Origin of the sequence: Coleofasciculus sp. D1-CHI-01, assembly GCF_040218875.1 — a bacterium.
Taxonomy (GTDB): domain Bacteria; phylum Cyanobacteriota; class Cyanobacteriia; order Cyanobacteriales; family Coleofasciculaceae; genus Coleofasciculus.
Genome location: NZ_JAVJQP010000122.1, coordinates 1 through 24,291, shown reverse-complemented (window position 1 = coordinate 24,291; position 24,291 = coordinate 1). Strand labels below are relative to the sequence as shown.

19 protein-coding genes are annotated in these 24,291 nt (G+C 44.6%); 10 read left to right on the top strand and 9 right to left on the bottom strand.

Annotated features, from left to right (window positions below; genetic code table 11):
- Positions 1-25: 25 nt before the first annotated feature.
- Together fabF and acpP are read right to left on the bottom strand one after the other, a co-directional pair.
- The gene (fabF, locus tag RIB93_RS21790; protein ID WP_446375551.1) at positions 26-1,282 is read right to left on the bottom strand and encodes a beta-ketoacyl-ACP synthase II; all 1,257 of its coding nucleotides are present in this window, start codon (positions 1,280-1,282) and stop codon (positions 26-28) included.
- 63 nt (positions 1,283-1,345) lie between these two features.
- The gene (gene acpP, locus RIB93_RS21785; RefSeq protein WP_006101784.1) at positions 1,346-1,594 is read right to left on the bottom strand and encodes an acyl carrier protein; all 249 of its coding nucleotides are present in this window, start codon (positions 1,592-1,594) and stop codon (positions 1,346-1,348) included.
- Between the two features lie 230 nt (positions 1,595-1,824).
- On the opposite strand from acpP, the gene RIB93_RS21780 reads away from it, so the two are divergent.
- Positions 1,825-3,453 carry a mechanosensitive ion channel family protein gene (locus RIB93_RS21780; RefSeq protein WP_446375549.1) on the top strand — a complete coding sequence of 543 codons (1,629 nt, stop codon included), beginning with the start codon at positions 1,825-1,827 and terminating at the stop codon, positions 3,451-3,453.
- Between the two features lie 228 nt (positions 3,454-3,681).
- On the top strand, positions 3,682-3,879 hold the full coding sequence (locus tag RIB93_RS21775) for a hypothetical protein (RefSeq protein ID WP_446375547.1): 198 nt from the start codon (positions 3,682-3,684) through the stop codon (positions 3,877-3,879).
- 200 nt (positions 3,880-4,079) lie between these two features.
- Here RIB93_RS21775 and RIB93_RS21770 read toward each other — a convergent pair whose 3' ends face one another.
- A complete protein-coding gene (locus RIB93_RS21770) occupies positions 4,080-5,141 on the bottom strand; it encodes an adenosine deaminase (protein ID WP_446375545.1) in 1,062 nt (353 codons plus the stop codon).
- Between the two features lie 194 nt (positions 5,142-5,335).
- Here RIB93_RS21770 and RIB93_RS21765 point away from each other — a divergent pair, with 194 nt between their 5' ends.
- Positions 5,336-8,488: a protein kinase domain-containing protein gene (locus RIB93_RS21765; protein ID WP_446375543.1), complete on the top strand. Its 3,153-nt coding sequence runs from the start codon at positions 5,336-5,338 to the stop codon at positions 8,486-8,488.
- A gap of 553 nt (positions 8,489-9,041) precedes the next feature.
- Here RIB93_RS21765 and crtA read toward each other — a convergent pair.
- Positions 9,042-9,872, bottom strand: a complete 831-nt coding sequence (gene crtA / locus RIB93_RS21760) for a cyanoexosortase A (protein ID WP_446375540.1) — start codon at positions 9,870-9,872, stop codon at positions 9,042-9,044.
- 457 nt (positions 9,873-10,329) lie between these two features.
- Positions 10,330-10,992 (bottom strand): peptide-methionine (S)-S-oxide reductase MsrA, encoded by a 663-nt coding sequence (msrA, locus tag RIB93_RS21755; protein ID WP_446375538.1) that lies wholly within the window; start codon positions 10,990-10,992, stop codon positions 10,330-10,332.
- Between the two features lie 717 nt (positions 10,993-11,709).
- Between msrA and RIB93_RS21750 the strand changes: the two genes are divergently transcribed.
- The gene (locus RIB93_RS21750) at positions 11,710-12,384 is read left to right on the top strand and encodes a hypothetical protein (protein ID WP_446375536.1); all 675 of its coding nucleotides are present in this window, start codon (positions 11,710-11,712) and stop codon (positions 12,382-12,384) included.
- 171 nt (positions 12,385-12,555) lie between these two features.
- Here the strand turns inward: RIB93_RS21750 and RIB93_RS21745 are convergent, their stop codons facing one another.
- Positions 12,556-13,482, bottom strand: a complete 927-nt coding sequence (locus tag RIB93_RS21745; RefSeq protein WP_446375534.1) for a histone deacetylase family protein — start codon at positions 13,480-13,482, stop codon at positions 12,556-12,558.
- Entirely contained in the window at positions 13,404-13,781 is a 378-nt protein-coding gene (locus tag RIB93_RS21740; protein WP_446375532.1) for an NACHT C-terminal helical domain 2-containing protein, read from the bottom strand. Before RIB93_RS21740 ends, RIB93_RS21745 begins: the two co-directional genes overlap by 79 nt.
- A gap of 210 nt (positions 13,782-13,991) precedes the next feature.
- Here RIB93_RS21740 and RIB93_RS21735 point away from each other — a divergent pair, with 210 nt between their 5' ends.
- Together RIB93_RS21735 and RIB93_RS21730 are read left to right on the top strand one after the other, a co-directional pair.
- On the top strand, positions 13,992-14,192 hold the full coding sequence (locus RIB93_RS21735; RefSeq protein ID WP_446375530.1) for a hypothetical protein: 201 nt from the start codon (positions 13,992-13,994) through the stop codon (positions 14,190-14,192).
- A 266-nt stretch (positions 14,193-14,458) separates the two neighbouring features.
- Positions 14,459-15,073 carry an alpha/beta hydrolase gene (locus RIB93_RS21730; protein ID WP_446375615.1) on the top strand — a complete coding sequence of 205 codons (615 nt, stop codon included), beginning with the start codon at positions 14,459-14,461 and terminating at the stop codon, positions 15,071-15,073.
- A 130-nt stretch (positions 15,074-15,203) separates the two neighbouring features.
- Here the strand turns inward: RIB93_RS21730 and RIB93_RS21725 are convergent, their stop codons facing one another.
- Positions 15,204-15,827 carry a Uma2 family endonuclease gene (locus tag RIB93_RS21725; protein ID WP_446375528.1) on the bottom strand — a complete coding sequence of 208 codons (624 nt, stop codon included), beginning with the start codon at positions 15,825-15,827 and terminating at the stop codon, positions 15,204-15,206.
- A 658-nt stretch (positions 15,828-16,485) separates the two neighbouring features.
- Here RIB93_RS21725 and RIB93_RS21720 point away from each other — a divergent pair.
- The 3 genes from RIB93_RS21720 to RIB93_RS21710 all read left to right on the top strand — a co-directional run bounded on the left by RIB93_RS21720 (position 16,486) and on the right by RIB93_RS21710 (position 23,003).
- Positions 16,486-20,253: a PAS domain S-box protein gene (locus tag RIB93_RS21720; RefSeq protein WP_446375526.1), complete on the top strand. Its 3,768-nt coding sequence runs from the start codon at positions 16,486-16,488 to the stop codon at positions 20,251-20,253.
- A 151-nt stretch (positions 20,254-20,404) separates the two neighbouring features.
- Positions 20,405-21,616: a hybrid sensor histidine kinase/response regulator gene (locus tag RIB93_RS21715; protein WP_446375524.1), complete on the top strand. Its 1,212-nt coding sequence runs from the start codon at positions 20,405-20,407 to the stop codon at positions 21,614-21,616.
- Entirely contained in the window at positions 21,609-23,003 is a 1,395-nt protein-coding gene (locus RIB93_RS21710) for a sensor histidine kinase (RefSeq protein ID WP_446375521.1), read from the top strand. Before RIB93_RS21715 ends, RIB93_RS21710 begins: the two co-directional genes overlap by 8 nt.
- Before the next feature lie 129 nt (positions 23,004-23,132).
- Here RIB93_RS21710 and RIB93_RS21705 read toward each other — a convergent pair whose 3' ends face one another.
- On the bottom strand, positions 23,133-23,630 hold the full coding sequence (locus RIB93_RS21705) for a hypothetical protein (protein ID WP_446375519.1): 498 nt from the start codon (positions 23,628-23,630) through the stop codon (positions 23,133-23,135).
- A 214-nt stretch (positions 23,631-23,844) separates the two neighbouring features.
- Between RIB93_RS21705 and RIB93_RS21700 the strand changes: the two genes are divergently transcribed.
- Positions 23,845-24,180, top strand: coding sequence for a hypothetical protein (locus RIB93_RS21700; protein WP_446375517.1), 336 nt, complete (start codon positions 23,845-23,847; stop codon positions 24,178-24,180).
- The last annotated feature ends 111 nt before the right edge of the window (positions 24,181-24,291 follow it).

Here is a 24,291-nt window from a genome sequence, read left to right as displayed (position 1 = left end):
TGTAGAGACGTAGCATGCTACGTCTCTACAAAGGTTTGTACTTCTTGAAGACTAAGGTGACATTATGACCGCCAAAGCCAAAGGAATTAGATAGCGCCACATCGACGGTTTGCTGGCGGCTTTGATTGGGGACATAATCGAGATCACAGTCTGGATCAGGATTTTCTAGATTAATCGTCGGCGGAATTTGATCATGGGCTACCGCTAAGACAGAAGCTACCGATTCAATCCCCCCAGAACCACCTAACAGATGACCCGTCATCGATTTGGTGGAACTGACGGCAATTTTATAGGCATGATCGCCCAAAACCTTTTTAATCGCAGTGGTTTCTGTGGGATCATTAACGGGTGTACTCGTCCCGTGGGCATTAATATAGCTGACATCTTCAGGCTGCAATCCCCCATCCTTGAGTGCCAACTGCATTGCCCGGACTGCCCCTTCACCACCGGGTACGGGTGAGGTTATATGATAGGCATCACAGGTCATGCCATACCCGACCATTTCGGCATAAATCCGCGCCCCTCGACTCAAGGCGTGTTCTAGTTCTTCTAGGATTAAAATGCCTGCCCCTTCACCCATGACAAAGCCATCGCGATCGCGATCAAAGGGACGACAGGCATGTTCGGGGTCATCATTGCGGGTAGACAGGGCTTTTGCCGAAGCAAATCCCGCCACAGATAACGGAGTGACGGCAGCTTCCGTTCCCCCACAAATCATCGCCTGGGCATACCCCCGTTGAATCAAGCGAAAGGCATCCCCCACCCCATGGGCGCCAGAGGCACAGGCGCTGACGGTACAGGTATTCGGTCCCTTTGCCCCGGTATGAATTGCCGTAAGTCCGGCTGCCATATTGGCAATCATCATCGGAATCATAAACGGACTACAGCGATCGGGACCCCGATTCAAGTAGACCTCTTGTTGGTCTTCCATGACTTTAATCCCACCAACCCCGGTGCCAATGACAACACCCACCTGTTCTGCGTTCAGTTCATTAATGACAAACTTCGCATCCGCGATCGCTTGTTTGCTAGCCGCGACTCCAAATTGGGCAAAGCGATCCATCCGCTTAGCTTCTTTGCGATCCATATAGTCATGGGGATTAAACCCCTTGACTTCGCCAGCAATCCGACAGGCATGGCGGGAGGGATCAAACCGGGTAATTGTACTAATCCCATTACGCCCACGTAAAAGTCCATCCCAATACTCCGTCAGGGTATTGCCGATGGGAGTGATCGCGCCCAAACCTGTAATAACAACGCGCTTGAGTTCAATGTTTGTCATGATGCCAATAAAACAGGGAAACTGCCCGATAACGCAGAACTTGGTCGAGAAGACAACCGCTGATTAAGCCGCCGCTTCTGTTTTTGAGCTGATATAGTCCACAGCCGCTTGGACTGTGGCAATCTGTTCGGCGGCTTCGTCTGGAATCTCGATATCGAACTCTTCCTCTAAAGCCATAACCAATTCCACCACGTCCAAGGAGTCGGCGTTGAGATCATTGGCAAAGTTAGCTTGAGGGGTTACGTCACCGGGTTCAACTTCCAGTTGTTCCGCAACTATTTTTTTGACTCTATCGAAAATTTCTTGGTTCATTTACTTGTATACCTCAACCGACTTGCTAGAACGTTATCAAGTTATGTTACTTGGTTCCTTTGCATTTTCTCATCTTATCCGAAAGGGGGATCATCAAACCCATCGGTAGTCGCTTCTCCAACTGGCATCCAGTTGGGCTAATCATCATATCATGTTCATGGTACTTGCGAAGAGAGAAGTAAGCTACGTGGTACTCCTTCGTCTTCAAGCAAACTACGTGGCAATCAACCATGAACATCAACACTCTGATTCTGTTCACTGCATTTACTGTCATTCCCTTACAGACCATGGGGTTCGTTTTGGGGAAGCTAGCGATCGCTGCCCTGGGTGCCTGTCTCCTCTATGTCCTCTTATTTTATGGGCTACGCTCCATTTTTCGGAAGTTTGAGAGCGATATTGCCCTCGTCACCCTGAATGTCTCCGCCTATCCCATCCTGAGCATTTTCATTCTGGTCAGTTTAAAGGTTTCCTTTGCCGATCTTGATTCTGGGGATACCATCGGCTGGTTTGATCGCCTGTTGACTGCTGGCATTATTGTGGCAATTAGTTATTGGTTGATCCAGTTATTTATTCAAGTTTTTGTCTACTACCTCAAAGATTACGCCCGACAAACAGAAGCGATGTGGGACAACGTGCTGCTGCCTCTCCTTGAAGGGGTTGTCCCGTTTGTGATTTTTCTGCTGGCTAGTGCTTTTGTTCTCCAATCCTTTGGTGTTGATTTAACTGGGATTTGGGTCACTTTGGGTGGGGCGACGTTTATTATCGGGTTTGCGGTTAAAGATATTTTAGCGAACTTCTTTAGTGGAATTGTTCTATTGATTGATACGCCATTTCAATTTGGTGACATCCTGGAGTTAGAAAATGGCTCCATTGGTATGCTGCGGAAGATTGGTGTGCGCGTGACTCAGCTTTATATATTTGATGATCGCAGTGAAGTCTATATCCCCAATAGCGTTTTACAAGGTCAATTAATTACCAATTTAAGTCGCCCGATCCCCCATCACTTCTACGCATTGCCGATAGAAATACCACCTGAATGTGATTTAGAAGAAAGTCAGCAGCTAATGTGGGAAATTGTTTTTGCTCATCCAGATGCATTAGGAGATATTGACAAAAAACTAACTCATATAGATGATTTCTTTGTTGTGGATAATTTAGAAACTAATTTTGCCTATAAAAAAGAAGTGGGTCGTCAGCGTCTAATTCGGGAAAATGATGTAAATCTTAAACTCGAAGATATTGAGCAATCGTTAGAAGCCCTGATGGTAACGATTCAATTTGCCGAAAAAGGCGGGCTAAATATTGAAGAAATTGAAACGATCCAACAAGAATATGAGGATGTTCTTCAACAAGTGGGTTTAGAAGTTGTGCAGAGACGGCAGAACAAACGGATTATCTTTGAATTAGAAGAAAATGAATCACAAGACACATTAATTGGTTTGGTGCGGGAATGGTATCGCATTTGGTTAAGAGATCCAGATTTACGCGATGAAGATCAATATATTTTGCCTGACGAATGGGAGCGAAAAATTGAACTGTTAAAACGACGATTTCAACGAGTTTTTCAGAAAATTAGTAATCCTCATCGGGAAGAAACGCGGCTCGATGATTATGTCATGGATTTAGTGAAATGGTTGCGGGAGCGATTTAAACAAGCTAGAAGTCAACGGCAAGAACCGAAAATTAGGATGAAGGGAACATCCCAATATGAGGGATTTACCTTAATTAAATTCACCATTGAATTCTATTTGGATAATGCCAAATTAGAAGACTTTAGACGGGGTAGCCGCGTAAGTAGCGAAATTTATCAAGAAGTGATGCGACATGTTAAAGATAGTTATCCACCCGTTAAACCCTGAATAAGTCGTACTTTCATTAAAGTTAACGGTTGAAATTAGGAAGGAACAGGCAACAGTAAGGATTTGAGGAACTTTTGTCGAAAGGGATGAGTCTAGTGGCTCATCGTTTTCATCTGTAGCTATATAGCTTTTGTATAAAAGACTTTAGCTTAGGGATTAAGTCAGCAACCCTGATCTTAAGTATCTGCAAATCTTATGAAGTTAAACCAGAGAGTCAGATTGATGGGTATGGCATTAGCTATTGTAACACTAGGCTGTTCAGCAACATCTCAAACGAGGGGTGACGCAGCCATTCGTACTGATCAATTAATTTACCATGCCGAGATTGTGAATGATTCTCGACCAGCCGTTCAACTGAAAACAGAATTATTGCCGTTGTCGGAACGTATGTCCAATGAATTTACAATTGTAAATGACGCTGATTAAGGAAATACGATTAGACAAATTCTCCCCGATTTAAGAGGATGGCGCAAAATCTCTTATGAAATACTCTTTGATATGATATCCGCTTAAACAGGAGGAGAGGGCGACCCGATCAAATTGAGTGAATTACTGTTGTTAATTGATGCAAGCGGGTCGCCTCTACACGACTCCTACAGGTGTTTCATGTTTAAGCCTTTCTACCCCTAATCTTTGGTTCTGGGCGTACCATTGGCGGCGACAACCTCATCTCTGGGATTTTTTAGTAATCCGGTTAAGAGAGAGGCGGGATGCTGTTGATGGGGCCAAGCAAAGGCGTGACGAAAGGCGGCATCTTGACAGGCTTGCATTTGCTCAAAATCAATCACATCTTGGGTTAATAAGTTTTCGTACTCAAAGGGTAACCGCACATTATTTAATCCGGCGTTATCGGTACAAATGGCAATGTCAACCCCCGCCTCGAAACAGGAATCAAAGACGACTTTAAGTTGCTGAATATCCTCCAAGGTTCCGGTTTTTAGGTAGGTCGTGGGACAGACTTCTAAACATTGCTGGCGCTGGGCGACATCGTTTAACAACTCTGGATACTTTAAGGGAATATGAATTCCATGACCAATCCGCATTAAATAGGGTAACAGTTCCGGATAACAACCGTCGCTGGTTTCGTAGAGATGACCGGTTGTATTCAGACCGAGCGATCGCGCATACTGGTAGAGTCCGACAAATTCGGCTAACCGTTCACTATAATGGGCATCTCCTCCTGCCAAATCCACCCCACAAACATAATCCTTCCTTTGGGCAGCAAGGTCAACAATTGCCTTATTCACGTCATAGGGAAGCCGCGCATGCATACAGAGAATCTGACTCGTCACCATCGGATAATCCTGGACTTGACTGGCTTGTCCAACAATCTCCACAATCTGCGCCATCTGATCAATCCGTTCCGATTGACTTAATTGTTCCGATGTGCGTAAATAAGGCGTATACCGCAGTTCTAAATAGGCTAAATTCTCAAAGATATACGCACCGCGAATTAAGCGATAAATAAAATAGGGCAACGTTTGCACCGTTTGCACATGTTCGACTAAGGTGTGCAGTTCCAAATACTCATCTAATGTGTTGCGCGATCGCGTGTAAAATTCCTCAAAGTCGTCATAGTCAGCAAATTTCTGGGTCAACGGATCAGTTTGGCGTTGAAAATATCGCCAGAGAATCCGAGGAACCACTGAACCCCCCAGATGACGGTGTAATTCTGCATATAATGGCATACAATCTCCTGATAATCGGGTCGTTTTCAGTCTTGGCTGGACAGACATGTCACCACGACTTAGATCAACGGTAGCCTTTGTAAAAAAAAATTGCAGCAACTCTAATTATTGCAACAGTAATTTACAATTCCCCTTTTTCCATTCTCACCAGCTAGAATAACCTCAAGGACTTAGAGAACTGGGAACTGGATGCCATGACTACCGCTAACCCTAAAAACAGCACTACCTCTCATCCCTATCAGTGCTATTGCCTTAACCCCGATTGTCAGCATCCAGAGAATCCGCGAGATGCTGTCAGTTGTCACAGTTGCGGTTCAGAGTTACTATTATCCGATCGCTATCGGGCAATTCATCCCCTAGGACAAGGTGGCTTTGGTAGAACCTTTCGCGGTGTGGATGAATCCAATCCCAATCACCCCGACTGTGCGATTAAGCAGTTTTTCCCAAAACACTCAAGCACCACGAATCAGGAGAAAGCGGCTGAACTATTTGAACAAGAAGCCCAACGCTTAAAAACTCTGGGACATCATTCCCAAATTCCCCAATTATTGGATTATTTTAGCCAAGACAAGCGTCAGTATTTAGTTCAAGAATTTATCCATGGACAAAACCTAGCCACTGAACTCGCCAGCGAAGGACCTTTCAGTGAATTAAAAATCCGCCTGCTGTTGCGCGATTTATTACCTGTTCTCCAATTTATCCATAGTCATCAGGTCATTCACCGGGATATTAAACCGGAAAATATTATTCGTCGTCTCGGTTATGGGAATCTGGTGTTAGTGGATTTTGGTGCGGCTAAGTTTGCTACAGAAACCATTCTGGAACGCACCGGAACGGTGATTGGTTCAGCCGCTTATACCGCCCCGGAACAGGTGCGCGGAAAAGCGGTTTTTGCCAGTGATTTATACAGTTTAGGCGTTACCTGTATTCACCTGCTGACGCAAATACCGCCCTTTGATTTATTGGATAGTCATGAAGATGCTTGGGTATGGCAGGATTATTTAAACGGGAACAGGTCAATCAGTAAACCCTTAGCCAAGATTCTGAATACTCTGCTGCAACGTGCGACCAAACGGCGCTATCAGTCGGCGGAAGCGGTATTAAAGGATTTAAACCCTTCTCAGCGTGGAAGCAAGAGAAAACAATGGTTGGTGGCGAGTACGGTATTGATTATGGGATGGGCGGGAATTCGGTATCTGGTATCACCTGTCACCCAGCAGGTTTCTACCCGTAACCCAGTGGTTACGAATCCGATTCAGGAGAAGTCACCGACATCATCACCGAGTCAAACTGGGGGACTTTTCGCCACAGTTAATGGACAACAGCAGGTATTCCCTTTAGAACATACCCAAGTCGCCACAAAAATTGCTGGGAATGTGTCGCGGGTGGAAGTTACCCAAACGTTTACCAATCCCTTTGATCATCCCTTAGAAGCCGTCTATAAATTCCCCCTCCCTGATGAAGCGGCGGTGGATGATATGGAAATTCAACTGGATGATCGGATTATTCGTGGCGTGATTAAGAAACGCCAGGAAGCCAAGCAAATTTATGAGAAAGCGAAAAAAGCGGGGAAAACGGCGGGGTTATTAGAACAAGAACGGGCAAATGTGTTTACTCAGTCGTTGGCGAATATTAAACCAGGGGAAAGTATTCAGGTGACGATTCGCTATACCGATAGCCTGAAATTTGAGGGCGGGGATTATGAGTTTGCGTTTCCGATGGTGGTAGCGCCGCGATATAAGGCTGGGAATAGTTTTGGTAGTAAGCACTTTAGTGCTAGCAGCGCTAAAGCGCTGACTACAAACAAAGCGCTGATGACAAACTCTGTTGGTAGTAAGCACTTTAGTGCTAGCAGCGCTAAAGCGCTGACTACAAACCAAGCACTGACTACAAACGTGGCTTATGCGGCACAGGTGAATCCTCCAGTTGCACCGCCAGGACGATCCAGTCATGATATTGATGTGACGGTGGAAATTGATGCAGGTGTACCTATCAGTAATGTGCGATCGCCCTCTCATCCGGTTACGACACAACAGACGAGTTCCACGGTACGGGTAGAACTGGCAGATCAAGAGACGATTCCGAATAAAGACTTAATTTTACGCTATCAAGTGGCGGGTGCAGATACGCAAGCCACTGTCTTAACCCAAGCTGATGAACGAGGGGGTCATTTCGCCACCTATTTAATCCCGGCGATTGAGTATCAACAGAATGAAATTGTCCCCAAGGATGTAGTATTCCTCGTCGATACCTCTGGATCACAATCGGGTTCCCCCATTGTCCAATCCAAGGAATTGATGCGCCAGTTTATCCAGGGATTGAATCCCCAGGATACGTTTACGATTATTGATTTTGCTAATAGTACGACCCATTTATCAGATAAACCGTTAGCGAATACCCCTCAAAATCGACAAAAAGCCCTCAACTATATTAATCGCCTCAATGCCAATGGCGGAACTGAGTTAATGAATGGAATTGACACCGTATTGAATTTCCCGGCTGCACCTGCGGGACGGTTGCGGAGTGTTGTATTATTAACCGATGGGTTAATTGGCGATGATGAACAGATTATCGGTGAAATTCGCGATCGCCTGAAGCCGGGAAATCGCTTGTATAGTTTTGGCGTGGGATCTTCGACGAATCGCTTTTTAATTGAACGGTTAGCGGAATTGGGGCGCGGAACCGCCGAAGTGGTTCCCCCGAATGAATCAGCCGAGGGTGTCGCCAAGGAGTTTTTCCAAGAGATTAATAATCCTGTCTTGACGAATATCCAAGTCAGTTGGGAGGGGACAGGAAACGCGCCGGAATTCTATCCCCAAAAGGTACGGGATTTATTTGCAAACCAGCCCTTAGTCGTATTTGGACGCAAAGGCGATCGCACGAATGGCAAACTCAAGATTAGCGGCATTGTGGCAGGGGGTCAACCCTACGAAACCAGCTTAGATGTGAACTTTGACGAGGTACGCGGGAATGGTGCGATCGCGCAACTGTGGGGACGGGCGCGGATTAAGGCGTTAATGAATCAAATGTATGGTCGTGAAACCCCAGAGGTAGTTGAAGCGGTGACGGATACAGCACTCAATTATCGCTTAATGTCCAAATATACCTCATTTGTAGCGGTTACCGAAGAAATCCGAGTCGATAGCAAGGATGGTAAAAAAGTCGATGTACCCGTTGAGACACCTGAAGGAATGGATAATCAAGGAACAGATACACCATCGACTGGAAACACCGCTAGTGTACCGGAACCGGATCAGATTATCGGCAATCTCTTTACCCTGCTGTTATTGATAGTTGTCTTTGGGATCAAGCCGTTAAGGAAGGTAATCATAAAAATCCGTTCGTAGGGGCGCACAGACGTGCGTCCGAAAATTCCCCAAGGGAATCCCAAGAAATTGAATTAGGACGTTGTTTTGCCAATTTAATCATCGGGAATATTCTGTTGTCGAATTCGCCATTGTTGGCAATCTGTACCAGTTCATACAGTTAAGACGTGCGCCCGAAAATTCCCCAGGGGACTCCCAAGAAATTGAATTAGGACGTTGTTTTGTCAATTTAATCAGGGCGGGTTTCGTTGATAAGTTATCGGTTTCCCCATTAATTGAGTCCCTAAACCCGCCCCTACAAGTGAATGCGTTATTTTTTTCGTTCTCGTGTCGGCAAACCTGAAATACTACAACTATATTGCACAACCTAATTGCCTAGACTCATTTCGAGGCAGATTTGACAAAAAAACCGTTTAATGCATATTGTCCCTGATCCCAAACAGACGACTCGTGGAATAGGGATGCAACTATCCACCGATTATAAGAAGCGCGATCGCACTTAAAAAGACATAAAGTAATCTCTCGTGGAGCCAATAATTTGAGGGCAGAGTAGTGTGCGTCGATAGAAGAGATGTCATAAAAAGTAAGGATATTTCCCCCCTGCAACCTTATGGCAGACTAAACCAAAAATCAATACTGCAATCAGCGAAAATAGTAAAGAACCCTGTCCCAAATGCCAGTAAGCAAATGCCTCTTGCTCTGATAGGGCGACAAGTACCGCCATCAGCGCCACCCGCATCCCGTTAATCACAAAACCGATAAAAACGGCAAAAATGGGTAGTAAAACCTTCTGTTTTAATCCCGTTGGTACAAGAACTAAAAAAATCAAGGCAATGCCTAAAAGCTGAACCATAAGCTTTAAACCAGCACAGCCATTGTAAACTTCAATACTCCCCGTAGGTAAACTAACAATAACCCCTTCACGCTTAACCTCAAAGCCCAATAGCCAGAGAAAACCACTGGCAAACTTAGCGGTTAACAAGGATAAGTTAAGAACTGGATAAACCAGTTGTCTCCAAGGAACTGCAATAAACCCCAGCAGTAGCCATTCTTGATTGTATTGTTTTAATCCCTTAAACCCAGACGCTAGTAACGCTAACGCCAATCCTGACATCAACGGGAAAAGTGGCAGAAAAACGTCATCGTCAACTACGTTTGTACTTTTAAACAGAATCCCAGCTATCAGCAAACCTGCCAAACTACTGGATAATGGACTGCTGTGCCAGGTTATTTTATCGCGCTTCATCCACAGCAACCCTAAAACCACGCACCCAAACAGGAGGCTGGCGCTGAATAGATTATTATTATTGCTTCTCGATACTAACGTGAAATGCAGTGTGGTTAAACCCGTGGCGATACCCAATAACCAAAATTGGTTAGATTTCAGGGGATTGAGTTGAGTCATGATTCAGCAACTGAGAACTCAAGCGGCTTCGATGCAAATACCCATAAGTTAACACAGAAAAAAATAAATCCAGCTTTTCCTTTGCGGCGAAAGTATCAAACTGTAAAGCTACTATTTTCAGTCATCCCCGCAATGGTGTAATCTAGTAGCGGCACCATGATACTTTCCATGTCATCCAGCGATCTCTCACGCTGGCTTTTCTGAGATGGCGTGCCAATTTTTTGTCAAGAATCGCTAAAATACATGGCGGTTATCACCAAATATGTCCCAAAAGCCCAGCGATCTCTCCTGTTGGTTTCTTAGAGTTCGCCAGGATGGAATTAGCCTGAAGGTGAAGCGTTCCATCGGTGAAGTCGAGAAGGCTCCAAGGACAAAACCAAAGCTATTCGAGTTCCCTCCCCTTGGTAAGGGGAGGGTGAGGGTGGGGTCAAATCAAGGTCATTTGGAATTTATAACACTACAGAGCCACGGGCGTCGGACAAGCCACATTAGTTCCTCCTAGCCCACAATAGCCATTGGGATTCTTGGCTAAGTATTGCTGGTGATAGCCTTCTGCATAGTAAAACTCTGGAGCATCAACAATTTCTGTGGTGATTTCTCCATGACCCGCCTCACTCAGCGCTTTTTGATAGGCGTCTCGTGAGGCTTCTGCGAGTTTCTTTTGACTATCGGAATAGGTATAAATTCCCGAACGATATTGAGTACCCGTGTCATTTCCTTGGCGCATCCCTTGGGTGGGATTATGACTCTCCCAGAAAACTTTCAGCAATTGCTGATAACTGATCACCTTGGGGTCAAATACGACGCGCACGACTTCATTGTGACCGGTCATCCCGGTACAGACTTCTTGATAGGTGGGGTTAGGCGTTATTCCGCCTGCGTAACCCACAGCCGTAACAAACACTCCCTCTTGTTGCCAAAATATGCGTTCAGCCCCCCAGAAACAGCCTATGCCAAACATTGCCATTTCCATACCATCGGGGTAAGGGGGTTTGAGAGGATTGCCGTTGACATCGTGGTTGGCTGGAACGGACATGGGTTCTTCCCGCCCCGGTAACGCTTCTTCGGGTTTAGGCAGGCTGAGCTTTTTGCCAAATCCGCCAAATCCAAATAACACCATAAAATTACAACTCCGATTTTGCTGCTATATCTTTACTTTACTTAATATTTGTCATTCGTCATTGGTTATTGGTCATTGGTCAAGTCGGGGCGGGTTTAGTTACATCTGGGTGTAACCGAAAAGATAGTAGTGAAACCCGCCCCTACACAATTTCCCCATCTTCCCCATCTTCCCTATCTCCTCCTGCTCCTGATAACTGATAACTGCTTACTGATAACTGATAACTGTAAAGATTTAATGAAGCGTCCTGATAGACACCTTTGTGAATGTAGTTTTGTAAAGACCCCGGAAAAAGTCCTGATAGCTGTCAGCCGTCTGGCGGTGGGACGCTGAATCTGGATTCTGAACCCGGAGCATTCTACTGATTGAGGTGCGTACTACGATGATACTCCACTCGCTTTGTGCAACGAACCATCCCCAAAAACCCTTGAAGCTGATCATTTGGGAACCGGCTGAAATAACGACCGAGCGTCTTAAACCTTTTTACTTCAAAACCAACTATCTTTGTGAGAATTTGACAGAAGCGATGCAGATTCTGGCTCAAATCCAACATAGTAGTAGAGATTTACTACAACCCGCTTGACATCTTCCAGGGATGAAGACTGGAGATTCTAGACGAGTGTTAGGTGGGGATGCAAGGTTCAATTTCTCTATCTTCACTTTCCAAGGTGGGTTAAATTGTGGCATGATTTTCTCAATATAGAAGAGTAAAAAATCATGCAACCGAACTCGGCAACCCTTTTTTCCTGGCTATTCGGTTTCACCGCTTCGTCCCTGCTGTGTAGTGGTTTATCCGCTCAAGCCCAGACGCCAGACTCCGCCTATTATGGTTATATAACCGTTACTCCCTCTGACTCGGCTCAATCGTCTGGCTCAGCAACTAATAACACCCAACCAACCCTAGTTTTGGTTCAACCCCAAACTGTCGCCGCCACTCCAGAGGTAGCACAAGTCCCTGGAGTTAATCCCCTAAAAATACTGGGACGCAGCTATATCGGCGTAGGTGGAAATATTGGTCTGGATGGTGAGGAAACCAACTTAGGGGAAGGGTCTGTCGTCATTGTCAGTAAAGCCGGGTTTGCTGAGAATTTCTCCTTGCACAATGCGGTCATGTTTGGTGACGAAACCACCACATCACTTACTCTTAGCCTAAATTTCCCGATCAAGACTCCCGTTACCGGACAAACGATTGTGATTCCTTTTGTTGGAGGAGGTGTGCTGCTGCAACCTGATGATGACTGGGAAGCTGATCCGTTGGTTTCCGGTGGTGTCGATGTTCCCATCCCTCCCCGATTTACTGGAACAGTGCGTGTCAATGTGGCATTTCCTGAGGATGATGAAACAGATTTGGGACTGGTTTTAGGTGTAGGTTACAATCTGAAGCTGTTCTAATGGTTGATTGTTGATTGTTGATTGTTCTTTGGTGAAGGACAAAGGACGAATGACGAATGACGTAGCTTGCTTCTCAAGGGAGCGAGTATGACGAATGACGAATGACGAATGACGTAGCTTGCTTCTCAAGGGAGCGAGTATGACGAAGGCTGATTTTTTGTCTTTGTGCAACTATTCACCCAGCTTTAAACAAGGTTCAATGGTGGCAATAACGGACTTGGCTAAAGCAGTCAGATCATAACCTCCTTCTAAGCCAAATAAAATACGGTGAGTCACTTGCAAACAGTAATCTGTGAATACGCCAAAATCCTTTGGTTTCAGGGCGACGCTGGCGAGGGGATCATCGGCGTTGGCGTCGTAACCAGCACTGACGATGAGTAAATCGGGCTGAAATTCATTGAGAAATGGTATCACCCCCTGCTCAAACATGGGTTGGTATTCTGTGAATGTACTGCCTGATGGTATGGGTATATTCAGAATATTATTGTACGAGCCGCGTTCGCGAGGGTTCCCGGTGCCAGGGTAGAAGGGATACTGATGGAGTGAACAGTAGACAATTCGGGCATCGTTTTCCACCAGGCTTTGGGTGCCGTTACCATGATGAACATCCCAATCTAAAATGGCGACTTTTTGGATACCGGGTTGTTCTAAGGCATAGTAAGCCGCGATCGCCGCATTGGAAAAGAGACAAAATCCCATCCCCCGTGGACCTTCGGCATGATGTCCAGGAGGACGTGCGAGGACAAATGCCGGGTTGTTGCTGGTGAGAACCCGATCAACTCCATCTAACCAAGCGCTGATGGCTAACAGGGCAATATCATAACTGCGGGGAGAAACCCTGGTGTCGCCATCTATCATCCCTCCACCTTCATGGGCGAGTTGTTGGACTAAATTGATGTAATCTTGGTCATGAACTTTTTGCAACAGAGGCATTACCGGACGATTCTCTACAGGCGTAGGTAGCTGCCAATCAACTTGATCTGCCCAGGGTGCAGCGTTTAAGGCGTTGACAATGGCTGTCAATCGTTCCGGGCGTTCGGGGTGGAAACCACCGTTCTCATGATTGAGAAATTCGTCGGAGTAAATAACTGGAAACATAGGTTCAGCAGAATTGGCAGCAAATTAGTGCTTTCTATAATTGTATTATTATTAGTTCGGCATTGAATCGCCGCCGACAATTGCTCTGTCCAAAAAATACCATGAGTTTGCCACCATTGCTTAAAGTGCCACTCATTCCCATCTAGATTTAAATCTAGATCAGGGAGTTGTTGCTTGAGATCCTGTAAGGCTTCGCCTAACCTGGGGTCGTCGCGGCATAGCAGAATTCTGGAGACGTTAATTCGCCCAAGCGCCTCCTCAAGACGGTAACATAGCACAGTTTGACCCGATTTTTCCAAATCTTATCATTATTATTTTTCTCTAAACACGGTATAATTTAAAAAAATTTACATATAAATTGGGGAATCTCAAGCATTTCTCAATCCAAATTTCAATTAGCCGTAGGGTTACATTGAAAAGAACAGACCCGATCGCACATTCCGACTATCCTATAGAGGGCTAGGACATCAGCTTGGCAAACCGTTTAATTCGTTGAGGAGAACGACGAAATGTTTGGGATACAGCCTAAAATAAGCAAAACTGACCAACAAATTGCTGAACTTCAACAGCGTATCGATGAAGTCGAGAGACTTTGCGAAGCCACCTGTGATGAGATTCAAGACAAATATGGCGCGGCTATACTTGCCACTATCCTACGCTCTCATCTAATCAATTCCAGAGTGCCTAGTTCAAGGCATATTAATTCCTAGACAGGCGAACCACTCAATTGTCCTAACTCATCACTGAAATCCGCGATCGCTAATTAACGTCTGAAACATAGTCTTCGTTAATAGGTGCAATATATTTAACATTGGCACGCACGTAGCAAATGCCAGAGTCTCGATTAAAATTAATGGGACGGCGATTTTTCTTAAAAGGCTGTGCCACACTGGGAACAGTTTTGGGGTTGAACGCTTGCCAAAACCGTTCTCCATCTGCTAGAAATCCAACAACCTCTGATTTAGGATCTCAGTCTTTGTCTTTAGAATCCGTCACTATTGAACCCACCAATGGTCAATCCCCAACCCACTTGATGGTGTGCTTACATGGTTGGGGGGCTAACTCTCAGGATTTAGTCCCATTAGCCTTGGCATTAGACTTGCCCAATGTCCAGTTTCTATTTCCCGATGCTCCGTTTCCTCATCCCGATGTCCCCTGGGGCAATGCCTGGTATGCCTTAGAAAGCCAAGATAATCAGGGGTTAGAGGAAAGTCGTCAAAAGTTGATCGACTGGTTAACCTCTCTGGAAGAAAGTACAGGCGTTCCCCTATCCCGCACCATTTTAAGTGGATTTTCCCAAGGGGGAGCCATGGCATTGGATGTGGGGTTAAGATTACCCTGCGCCGCCTTAGTTTCAATGAGTGGCTACTGGCATGATTCGGCTCAACTGACGCGGGAATCGTTACCCCCAGTTTTGATCGTGCATGGTAGACAAGATCCGGTTGTGCCTATCAGTAAAGCGCGACACGCCAGAGATAATTTAAAGGCGTTGGGAATCGAGGTAACCTATCAAGAATTTGATATGGCACATCAGATTTTGCCAGAAGAGTTAATGTTGGTACGGCGTTTTGTGCTGGATGTTATTGGCTGAAAATGTTACTCGTAAACTTTTCACCCTCATCCCCTAACCCCTTCTCCAACCCCCCTCATTCCCCCCTGCGAGGAGGGAGGACAAAGGATGCTTCGCTTTTTTTGCATGGGAGAAGGGGAACTTACCGCTCTTACGTCGCCGTTGCTAATGTGCTACTATTGAAAATTTGTTTCGCTGTGAGTTGTAACTCTGGAAAGATAGAGGATACGAGCAAATCCTCTCCCCGAAATAATTGCTTTTGATACTCATCTTCAACTAAGTGGCAAATAGTGAGAGTTGGCTGTTTGGGTTTACCAACATACTCTCTACCACCAATTCCCAGATAGTCCACAATCCAATATTCAGGAATTCCTAAAATGGCATAATCTTCAACTTTTCGAGCATAGTCATTTTGCCAATTAGTACTGACAACTTCAACAACTAGCTTGATGGTTTTTCCTAGAGTTATGACAGGTTCTTGCTGCCACAAGGGTTCATAGATTAATTGAGTTTGATCTAAAACGATTACGTCAGGACGAAAGGCGGTATCTGTTCCTAAAAGTCTGATCAGACAACGATGGGGAATACAATAAGGATTATCGTGGCGGTCAATCTCAACGTTCAGCTTGCGCCCAACAAAAGCTGCAACTTGTTCATGGGGTCCTGTGGGTTCCATTTCAATTAATTCCCCATCAATTAGTTCATAGCAATTATCGTCACCATAGTGAGTGATGAATTCATCAACGGATATCAGTTTCGCTGGTGATTGAACCATAGTTAGGGTCTGCTGAATAAGTTGGGCTTGTGGGGGAAGGCAACAGGCAACAGTAGTGGACTGACACAGCTAAAATTGTGGGATAGATTTGACGGTTAACCCTGAGCGAAGTCGAAGGGTTAAACTGGGCGCAAGGATGGTGCCCCTACAATTCTAATCAACCAATTAAGGTGTGCCACGCCAGTAGAGTTGGTTATCATGAATCGCACTCCATCATCCTATCCGTAGGGTGGGCATTGCCCACCAACCACTCTATTACAGTCTGAAAACAAAGGGCAAGCACACAAGTTTACTTTCCATCCTCTGCACAAAAGTGCTGAGATTAGGCAGGAAATAACCCAACATTATAGTACAAACGTTTTAATCCTGATCACCCTTGCCCATCCTATTCAATCAACTTGCCTTGGGATGGTGCAAGCCTTAACTTATACGTTTCTAAGTTAGAGTATAGTAGATTACAAATACTGGATCACCCCCCATTTTTTGTCCTTACCCCTGAATCGTTTTTTGGGGGGAATTTCTCCACCAACGTTTGGAATCAACTCAAATTAGACCTGATCCGATATGTATCGTGATGGTGCTGTAGTCAAGAGGATGAGCAGCGGTTGTTCACATCACATCCCAACGGATGAGAGTCAATCAATAAATAGTATACGCTATGTATAGCAACAGTGACAGTCACTCTTTATCGCTATTTCAGGCACTGTTTAATCAAGCGCTCGACGCCATGGCGATCGCGGATGATCAAGGACAGTATGTTGAGGTCAATCCGGCGGCTTGTCGGCTGTTTGGTTTATCTAGAGAGGAACTCTTAGGATGCCGCATCTCAGATTTTACTGACTCGGAGTTGGATTTCCAAGAGGCGTGGCGTATGTTTCTGGAACAGGGACAGGTAAAGGGGGAGTTTCGTATCCGGCGTCGGGATGGGACAATCCGGGAGACGGAATATGCGGCAACTGCTAATGTGATTCCTCATCGCCATTTATCCATTTTGCGAGATATTACCGATCGCAAACAGGTAGAAGCCGAGTTGCGCCAAAGTGAAGAACGCCTTAACCTGGCTCTCGATGCGGCTCAGATGGGCATTTGGGACTGGAATCTCCTGACGAATCAGATTCGTTGGTCAGAGTATCATGAACTGCTGTTTGGCTTGACTCCAGGTACTTATGATGGCACATACGCGAAGTTTGAGGCTTGTATTCATCCGGATGACCGAGAAGCTGTTAAACAAGCGGCGAACCGTTCTCAGTTAGAACAGCATGAATATGATCATGAATTTCGGGTAGTGTGGTCAGATGGGAGTATTCACTGGATTGAGGGAAAGGGAAAATTTATCTATGATCAAACAGGTCAAGCGGTGCGGATGCTCGGTACAGTGATTGATATTAGCGATCGCAAACAAGCTGAAACCCAAATCTATCGCTTCAATGCTGAGTTAGAACAACGAGTCATTGAGCGTACCCAAGAACTCCAGTGTACTAATGACAACTTAAACCATGAAATTCAGGAACGCCAACGCGCCGAAGCTGCGGTGCATCTGCAAGCTCAACAAGAACGGTTAATTAGTGCGATCGCTCAACAGATTCGCCAGTCTTTAGATCTGAATCAGATTCTGAACACCACCGTAACCCAAGTGCAGCAATTGTTGGCTTGTGATCAGGTGGTGATTTACCAGACTCATCGTGATGGTACGGGAAACCTTGTCGCCCAAGCCTTAGCCTCAGACTGTTCAGTTCCCCAGGAACATTCCCTGCCTGAATTAATCTTTCCCCCAGCTTGTCATCAATTTTACTGTTGCGGGGGAATTCATACCATTGCTGATGTCGAACAGGATGACATAGTACCCTGTTTAGCTGATACTCTCAGGCAGTTTGGGGTTAAATCCAAACTCGTGATGCCGATTCTGGAGAATGAAACCCTTTGGGGATTACTGATTGCTCATCACTATACCACCACCAGACAATGGCAGCCGTGGCAAGCTGAACTCCTCTGTTCATTAACGACTCAAGTCACGATCGCCATCCAACAAGCTGAACTCTATTCCCAACTTCAAGCCGAATTAAGAGAACGTCAACAAATCCAACAAGAACGCGATCGCTTGTTTAACCTCTCCCTGGATATCCAAGGAATTGTTAACTTCGAGGGATACTTTATCGATGTCAACCCCGCTTTCGAGAAAACCCTAGGTTTTACCTCTGAAGCCTTAAAAACCCAACCCTTTATCCAATGGGTTCATCCCGAGGATCGCCTAGCGACTCAGGCGCAAATGAGAAAACTGGCATCTGGGATTACAGTTAAATCTTTTGAGAATCGGTATCGCTGTCAAGATGGATCATACCAATGGTTTTCTTGGACAGCCGTACCGTTTGTGCAAGAACGATTAGTTTATGTGATTGCTCATGATATCACTGAACGCAAACAGGCAGAACAAGCTTTACAAGAGAGTGAACAACGCTTTCGCACCGTAGCCGATTTTACTTATGACTGGGAATATTGGCGAGATCCCGATGGCAGCTTTCTTTATGTTTCTCCCTCTTGTCAACGGATCACTGGCTATCAGGCTGAGGAATTCCTCAATGATCCTCGCTTACTTGAGGCAATTGTTCATCCCGATGATCGCCAGAGAATTACTGAACATATCCGCCAACAGTTAGACAATCCCCATGTCTACTCGACAGACTTTCGCATCATTACTCGCACCGGATCGATCCGTTGGATTGCCCATGCTTGCCAGCCTGTCTATAGTGAGGATGGACGATGGCTAGGTCAACGAGCCAGCAACCGCGATATTAGCGATCGCAAGCAAACCGAAGAAACACTCTATTACCGCGAACAACAATTTAGGGCGTTGGTGGAAAATTCACCGGATATTGTTGCCCGATTTGATCACCAATTGCGTCATCTCTATGTGAATCCGGCAATCAAACAAGTCACAAAATGTTCCACTCAAACCTTTATCGGTAAAACCAATGGGGAGTTGGGAATGCCGCCCGATAAAGCCCAGTTTTGGGATGAAGCGCTGCGATCTGTCTTGACAACCGGACAAGAACAACTGATTGAGTTTGACTTTCCCACCAGCAACGGGATGAAATTTTTTCACTCTCGCATCGTACCTGAATTTAATGCTGATGGCACAATTTGGTCGGTGTTAAGTGTTACCCGGGACATTACGGCGCATAAAGAGATAGAAGTGGCACTCCAACAAGCCAAAGACGCCGCCGAAGTCGCAAATCGGGCGAAAAGCGAATTCCTGGCAACGATGAGCCACGAACTCAGAACCCCCCTTAACGGCATTTTAGGATATGCTCAACTCCTGCAAAACGATACCAATTTAACCGAAACTCAACGAGATAATTTAAACATTATTTACCAATGTGGCGAACATTTACTCACGCTAATCAATGATATTTTAGATTTTTCTAAGATTGAATCCCAGAAATTAGAACTTGACCCAACTGAGTTTCATTTGCCAACCTTTCTCAGCAGCATCAGCAGTCTTTTTCGTCTGCGTGCTAGCCAAAAACAGATTGACTTTACGTATGAAGTCTTATCTCCTCTTCCCCAGAATGTTATCGCTGATGAGAAACGGTTGCGACAGGTTCTGATTAACTTACTTAGTAATGCCGTGAAGTTTACGGATCAGGGTAGCGTGACGTTTAAAGTTGGTTATGTTGAAGATGTAGAGACGTGCCATGGCGCAGGTAGTATATTTTGGTTTGATTTAGAGTTGTCTGATGTGTCCGACGGACAAGTCTCGGAGTCATTGTGCGATCGCCGACTCATTGGCGTTAAAGGACAACAGCAAACGCTTCTCATTGTTGATGATAATACGATTAATCGGTCTCTATTACGAGAATTACTCACACCGTTCGACTTAAACATTTTTGAAGCCGTCGATGGTCAAGATTGTTTACAAAAGGCAGTCGAGATTCAGCCTGATCTGATCTTAATGGACTTAATCATGCCGGGATTAGATGGTTTGACCGCAACGCGGCGACTGCGCCAATTGCCTCAGCTCGAAAAGACGGTTATTATTGCCATATCCGCTAATGTTTTCGAGATGACCCAGCAGGAGAGTTTAGCGGCTGGATGCCAAGACTTTCTTTCAAAACCTTTGCCAATCCAGCAACTCCTGGAATTATTGATTGTCCATTTAGGTGTGAAAGGTATTTATGAAGAACCTAGAGATTCAACAACTTTTGAATTGGAAACCAATACTACACCGCTGGTTCCGCCACCTGCTTCAGAATTAGCTATTTTGTCGGAATTGTTAGCAATGGGGGATATTCAAGGCATGATCGATCAAGCGCAGCATTGGCAAGACGTAAACAGTCAATGGATTCCCTTTGCTACACAAATTCATGATCTCGCTAGAGGCTTTCAGCTAAAAAAAATAGAGCAACTTATTAATCAATATACCTCGTAAACAAAACTTAACTTATAAGCCATAATTTTATAATTATAAGCTCTAATTAATCATCCATAAGGTATAAACAAAATACTATTGCTTATGTTAGGCTAATTTATATATTGTATCAATTGTCAAATATAAATATAATTTTAACCCGTTACCCTTTATGGATAATTCAACCCCCAAAAACCCCAAGCTGTTGATTGTTGACGATCAACCTCATAACCTAGGTATTTTGTTTGACTTTTTGACGCGATCTGGCTTCAAAATATTTGTGGCGTTAGATGGTGAAAGTGCCATTCAGCGAACCGAAGTCACAAAACCGGATCTGATTATTTTAGACGTGATGATGCCGGGAATTGATGGGTTTGAAACCTGTAAACGATTGAAACAAAATCCATCGAATCGAGATATCCCGATCATCTTTATGACGGCACTTTCAGACACAGTAGATAAAGTTCAAGGTTTTAAGCTAGGTGCTGTCGATTATATCACAAAACCCATTCATCAAGAAGAAGTTCTGAGTCGAATTCAGACTCACATCAAGCTCTATTATCTGCAAAGTCAACTGCAAACTAAAACCGAAGAACTTGCCCACTTGAATCAGAATCTCGAAGAAATTGTTCAAGCTAGAACTCAACAACTGATTGAACAAGAAAAAAACGCTTTAATCGGACGACTTACTCAGGGAATCGTCCATAATTTACGAAATCGTATTCAGCTTATTTTATCTTATAAATGTTTGGCGACGGGAGAAATGACCGAAGAAGCTGTTTCTTCAGAAACGACATTCGCTTACATTGAAAAGATGGCTGAAGCTGCCTGGAATATGAGTCAAATCCTGGATAATCTCATGCACAAGAGCAAAATGGATCACTCCTTGCAGTTAACTTTGCTGAATATTAATGATATCTTAAAAAAAGAACTCGATTTTTGGCAGGCAAACCTTCAATTTAAACACAAGGTTAAAAAGAAATATGTCTTGGATGAGCATATTCCCTTAACTACTTTAGTTTATACTGATATCTCCCAAATCTTAGATAATTTAATCAGTAATGCCCTAGATGCTATGTGGGATAAGGAAGAACAAGCGTTAACAATTATCACCCGGCAGGATGAAGACAATCTTTACATTGATGTCCAAGATACAGGGTGTGGAATAGCCCCAGACAATCTCTCCAAAGTTTTTGATCCATTCTATACCACTAAACCATTGAAGGGTGAGGAAAAACAGCGAAATCAACCCACAGGCACAGGACTAGGTGTTTATACTTGTATGCAGATATTAAAAGGTTTCGGGGGGGATATAAAAGTAACCAGTGAAATTAACAAAGGAAGTATTTTTACTGTGAGAATACCCAAGCAAAACAATGGATAAAACAGCAGATAAAGGAAAATTATTAATTGTTGAAGATAATCCCACGAATCTGAGTTTTCTGTTCACTTATTTGACAAAGTTTGGATTCAAAGTACGGGTTGCAACGGATGGAGAAACCGCGATCCAGCGTGTTGAAGCAGCTCAACCTGATTTGATTCTTTTGGATGTGATGATGCCAGGAATGGATGGGTTTGAGGTTTGTAAACGACTTAAAGAAAATCATTTAATGCGGGATATTCCAGTCATTTTCATGACTGCCCTTTCAGATATTTCTAACAAGGTTTATGGATTCGAGATTGGCGCTGTTGATTATATTACCAAACCGATTCAGCCGGAAGAGGTTGTTAGCCGCATCCAAACTCATCTGACGCTGCGAAATTTGCAAAAGGAACTGCAAGCCAAAAATGAACGCTTATTAAAATCCCAACGGCAAGAGAAGCAGCGAACATTAGAACTTGAAGAGGCATTACACAAGCTACAACAAACGGAAGTTCAATTAATTCAAGCGGAGAAAATGTCTTCGTTTGGCAAAATAGCGGCAGGTATTGCCCACGAAATTAATAATCCCGTTAACTTTATCTATGGCAACCTGTACCACGCCAATGAATATATTCAAGAACTCTTTGATCTGATTACACTTTACACACAAACTTATACTCATCCAACTGAGAAAATTAATCGCAAAATTCAGGCGATTGAACTAGATTTTATCCAATCTGATTTACCTAAACTTCTAGAATCAATGCAGGTGGGGGCTGAACGAATTCGCCAAACTGTATCTTTGCTCAAGAATTTCTTCCATTTACATGAAGCTGAGTTGAAGTTCGTCGATATTAATCAAGATATTAATAACACGCTCTTGCTTTTACAGTACCACTTAGACGCTAAAGCCGGACGACCGAGAATTGAGGTACTCAAAACTTATGGTAATTTGCCTCTTGTGAAATGTTATGCCAGTGAACTCAATCAAGTATTTATGAATATGCTGACCAATGCTATTGATGCTTTAGAGGAGAAGTATGGCAACCTAAAACTAGAGGATGATATGTGGTCAATTAGAGGGGATGAAGGAGAAGAGAGAGAATTTGTGCGATCGCCACTCACTCCCAATCAATCCCAAATCCCTACTATTGAGATTAGTACGGAGAGTATAGACGAAGCAAAGGTTATTATCCGCATCGCTGATAACGGATCGGGAATGACAGAGGAGGTAAGTCAGAGGCTATTTGATCCATTCTTTAGCACCAAACCCGTCGGTTCTGGAACGGGTTTAGGATTAACGATTAGTTACCAAATTATCGTGGAAAAGCACCGAGGTCAATTATGGGTCACGAGTGAAATGGGAAAGGGTACAGAGTTTGTGATTGAGATTCCAATTCAATCTTGACTTCTCCCCCGGAATCGAGCGCGGGGGATTTTAAGCGGATACTACAGGACGGACTAGAAGCCGCGTCCTTTCGTTTTATCTTCTTAGAGTTCCAGAGAAAAACCCCCTTAATGAGTAAGTTTTGAAGACTTAACGGGGGAAATCCTCAGCATCAATACAAGTAGCTAGCGCACCCTCGACAGAGAAATCAATTTCGCGACTCAAACCAATCACGCATTCAGAAAAACGTAAGGGTAGAAGAGTGCGGCGACAATTTGCCAGCACCGAAACCGGATCAGATCCTTGAGTATGCTGGTTAATATCAACAGTACAGCTTGCCAATTCCTTGGGACGTCGGACACGCATACAAGCGAATAATGCTTCATCCGCCGCAATTGGCGTTAACTGTTCGATTTTCAGGACACAGAGAGATAAATCCTTGGGTTCAAGCGCCTCAGCACAAGTTCTGGCTGCATTTTCCCTAGAGATACCCGCACGCAAGAGTTCTGCGGCGCAGATTTGAAACTGATCGACACCAGCACTGACAGGAGTAGCAGGAAAGGCTAGGGTAAATAAACTTGCTGTAACGAGCTGACTGGCACAAATTTGCCAAAAATGACGATTGCCAACACGATTTTTCCTGTTCATAAGAGGTTTTCTGGTGAACGATATCCTACGCTAGGATAGCTGATTTACAGCCGTTTTCAAGCAGATGAGGGAAAAGGGGGAGCTGGGGGAGCATGTAGAGACGTAGCATGCTACGTCTGGGAGCTGGGGGAGCTGATCATCTCCTGAGAAAAGATAAACCGATAGGAATACGGTTAAAGTAGAGAAATAGGCTTGATCAGGACTTACACGGGAAATGCTGCAAGCAGAACAGGTCTTATGCGATCGCTATCACCTTCATCATCCCTTTGGCAATAACCCTGGACGCCAAACCTGGTTGGCGTTTGACCATTCTGTATCCCCGCCAGAATCAGTGATTGTTAAGCTGTTGGCATTTAACCCTCAGATGCAGTGGGATGAGTTTAAGTTATTTGAACGCGAAGCCGAGGTTCTTCAACAGCTCACTCATCCTCAAATCCCCCGCTATCGGGATTATTTTTCCTTGGATAGCCAGGTTGGAGAGGGTTTGTATTGGTTCGGATTAGTTCAACAATACATTCCGGGGGTGAGTAACTGTAACCAAAACCCTTGACACATCTACCCATTGTTGCCCATTTATTGGTAAGGTTCTATCCGGAGAGAGTTGACTGAGGTGATATAAAATAAGACGAACATTGAGAGGTCGAATCAATGGCTACTATCA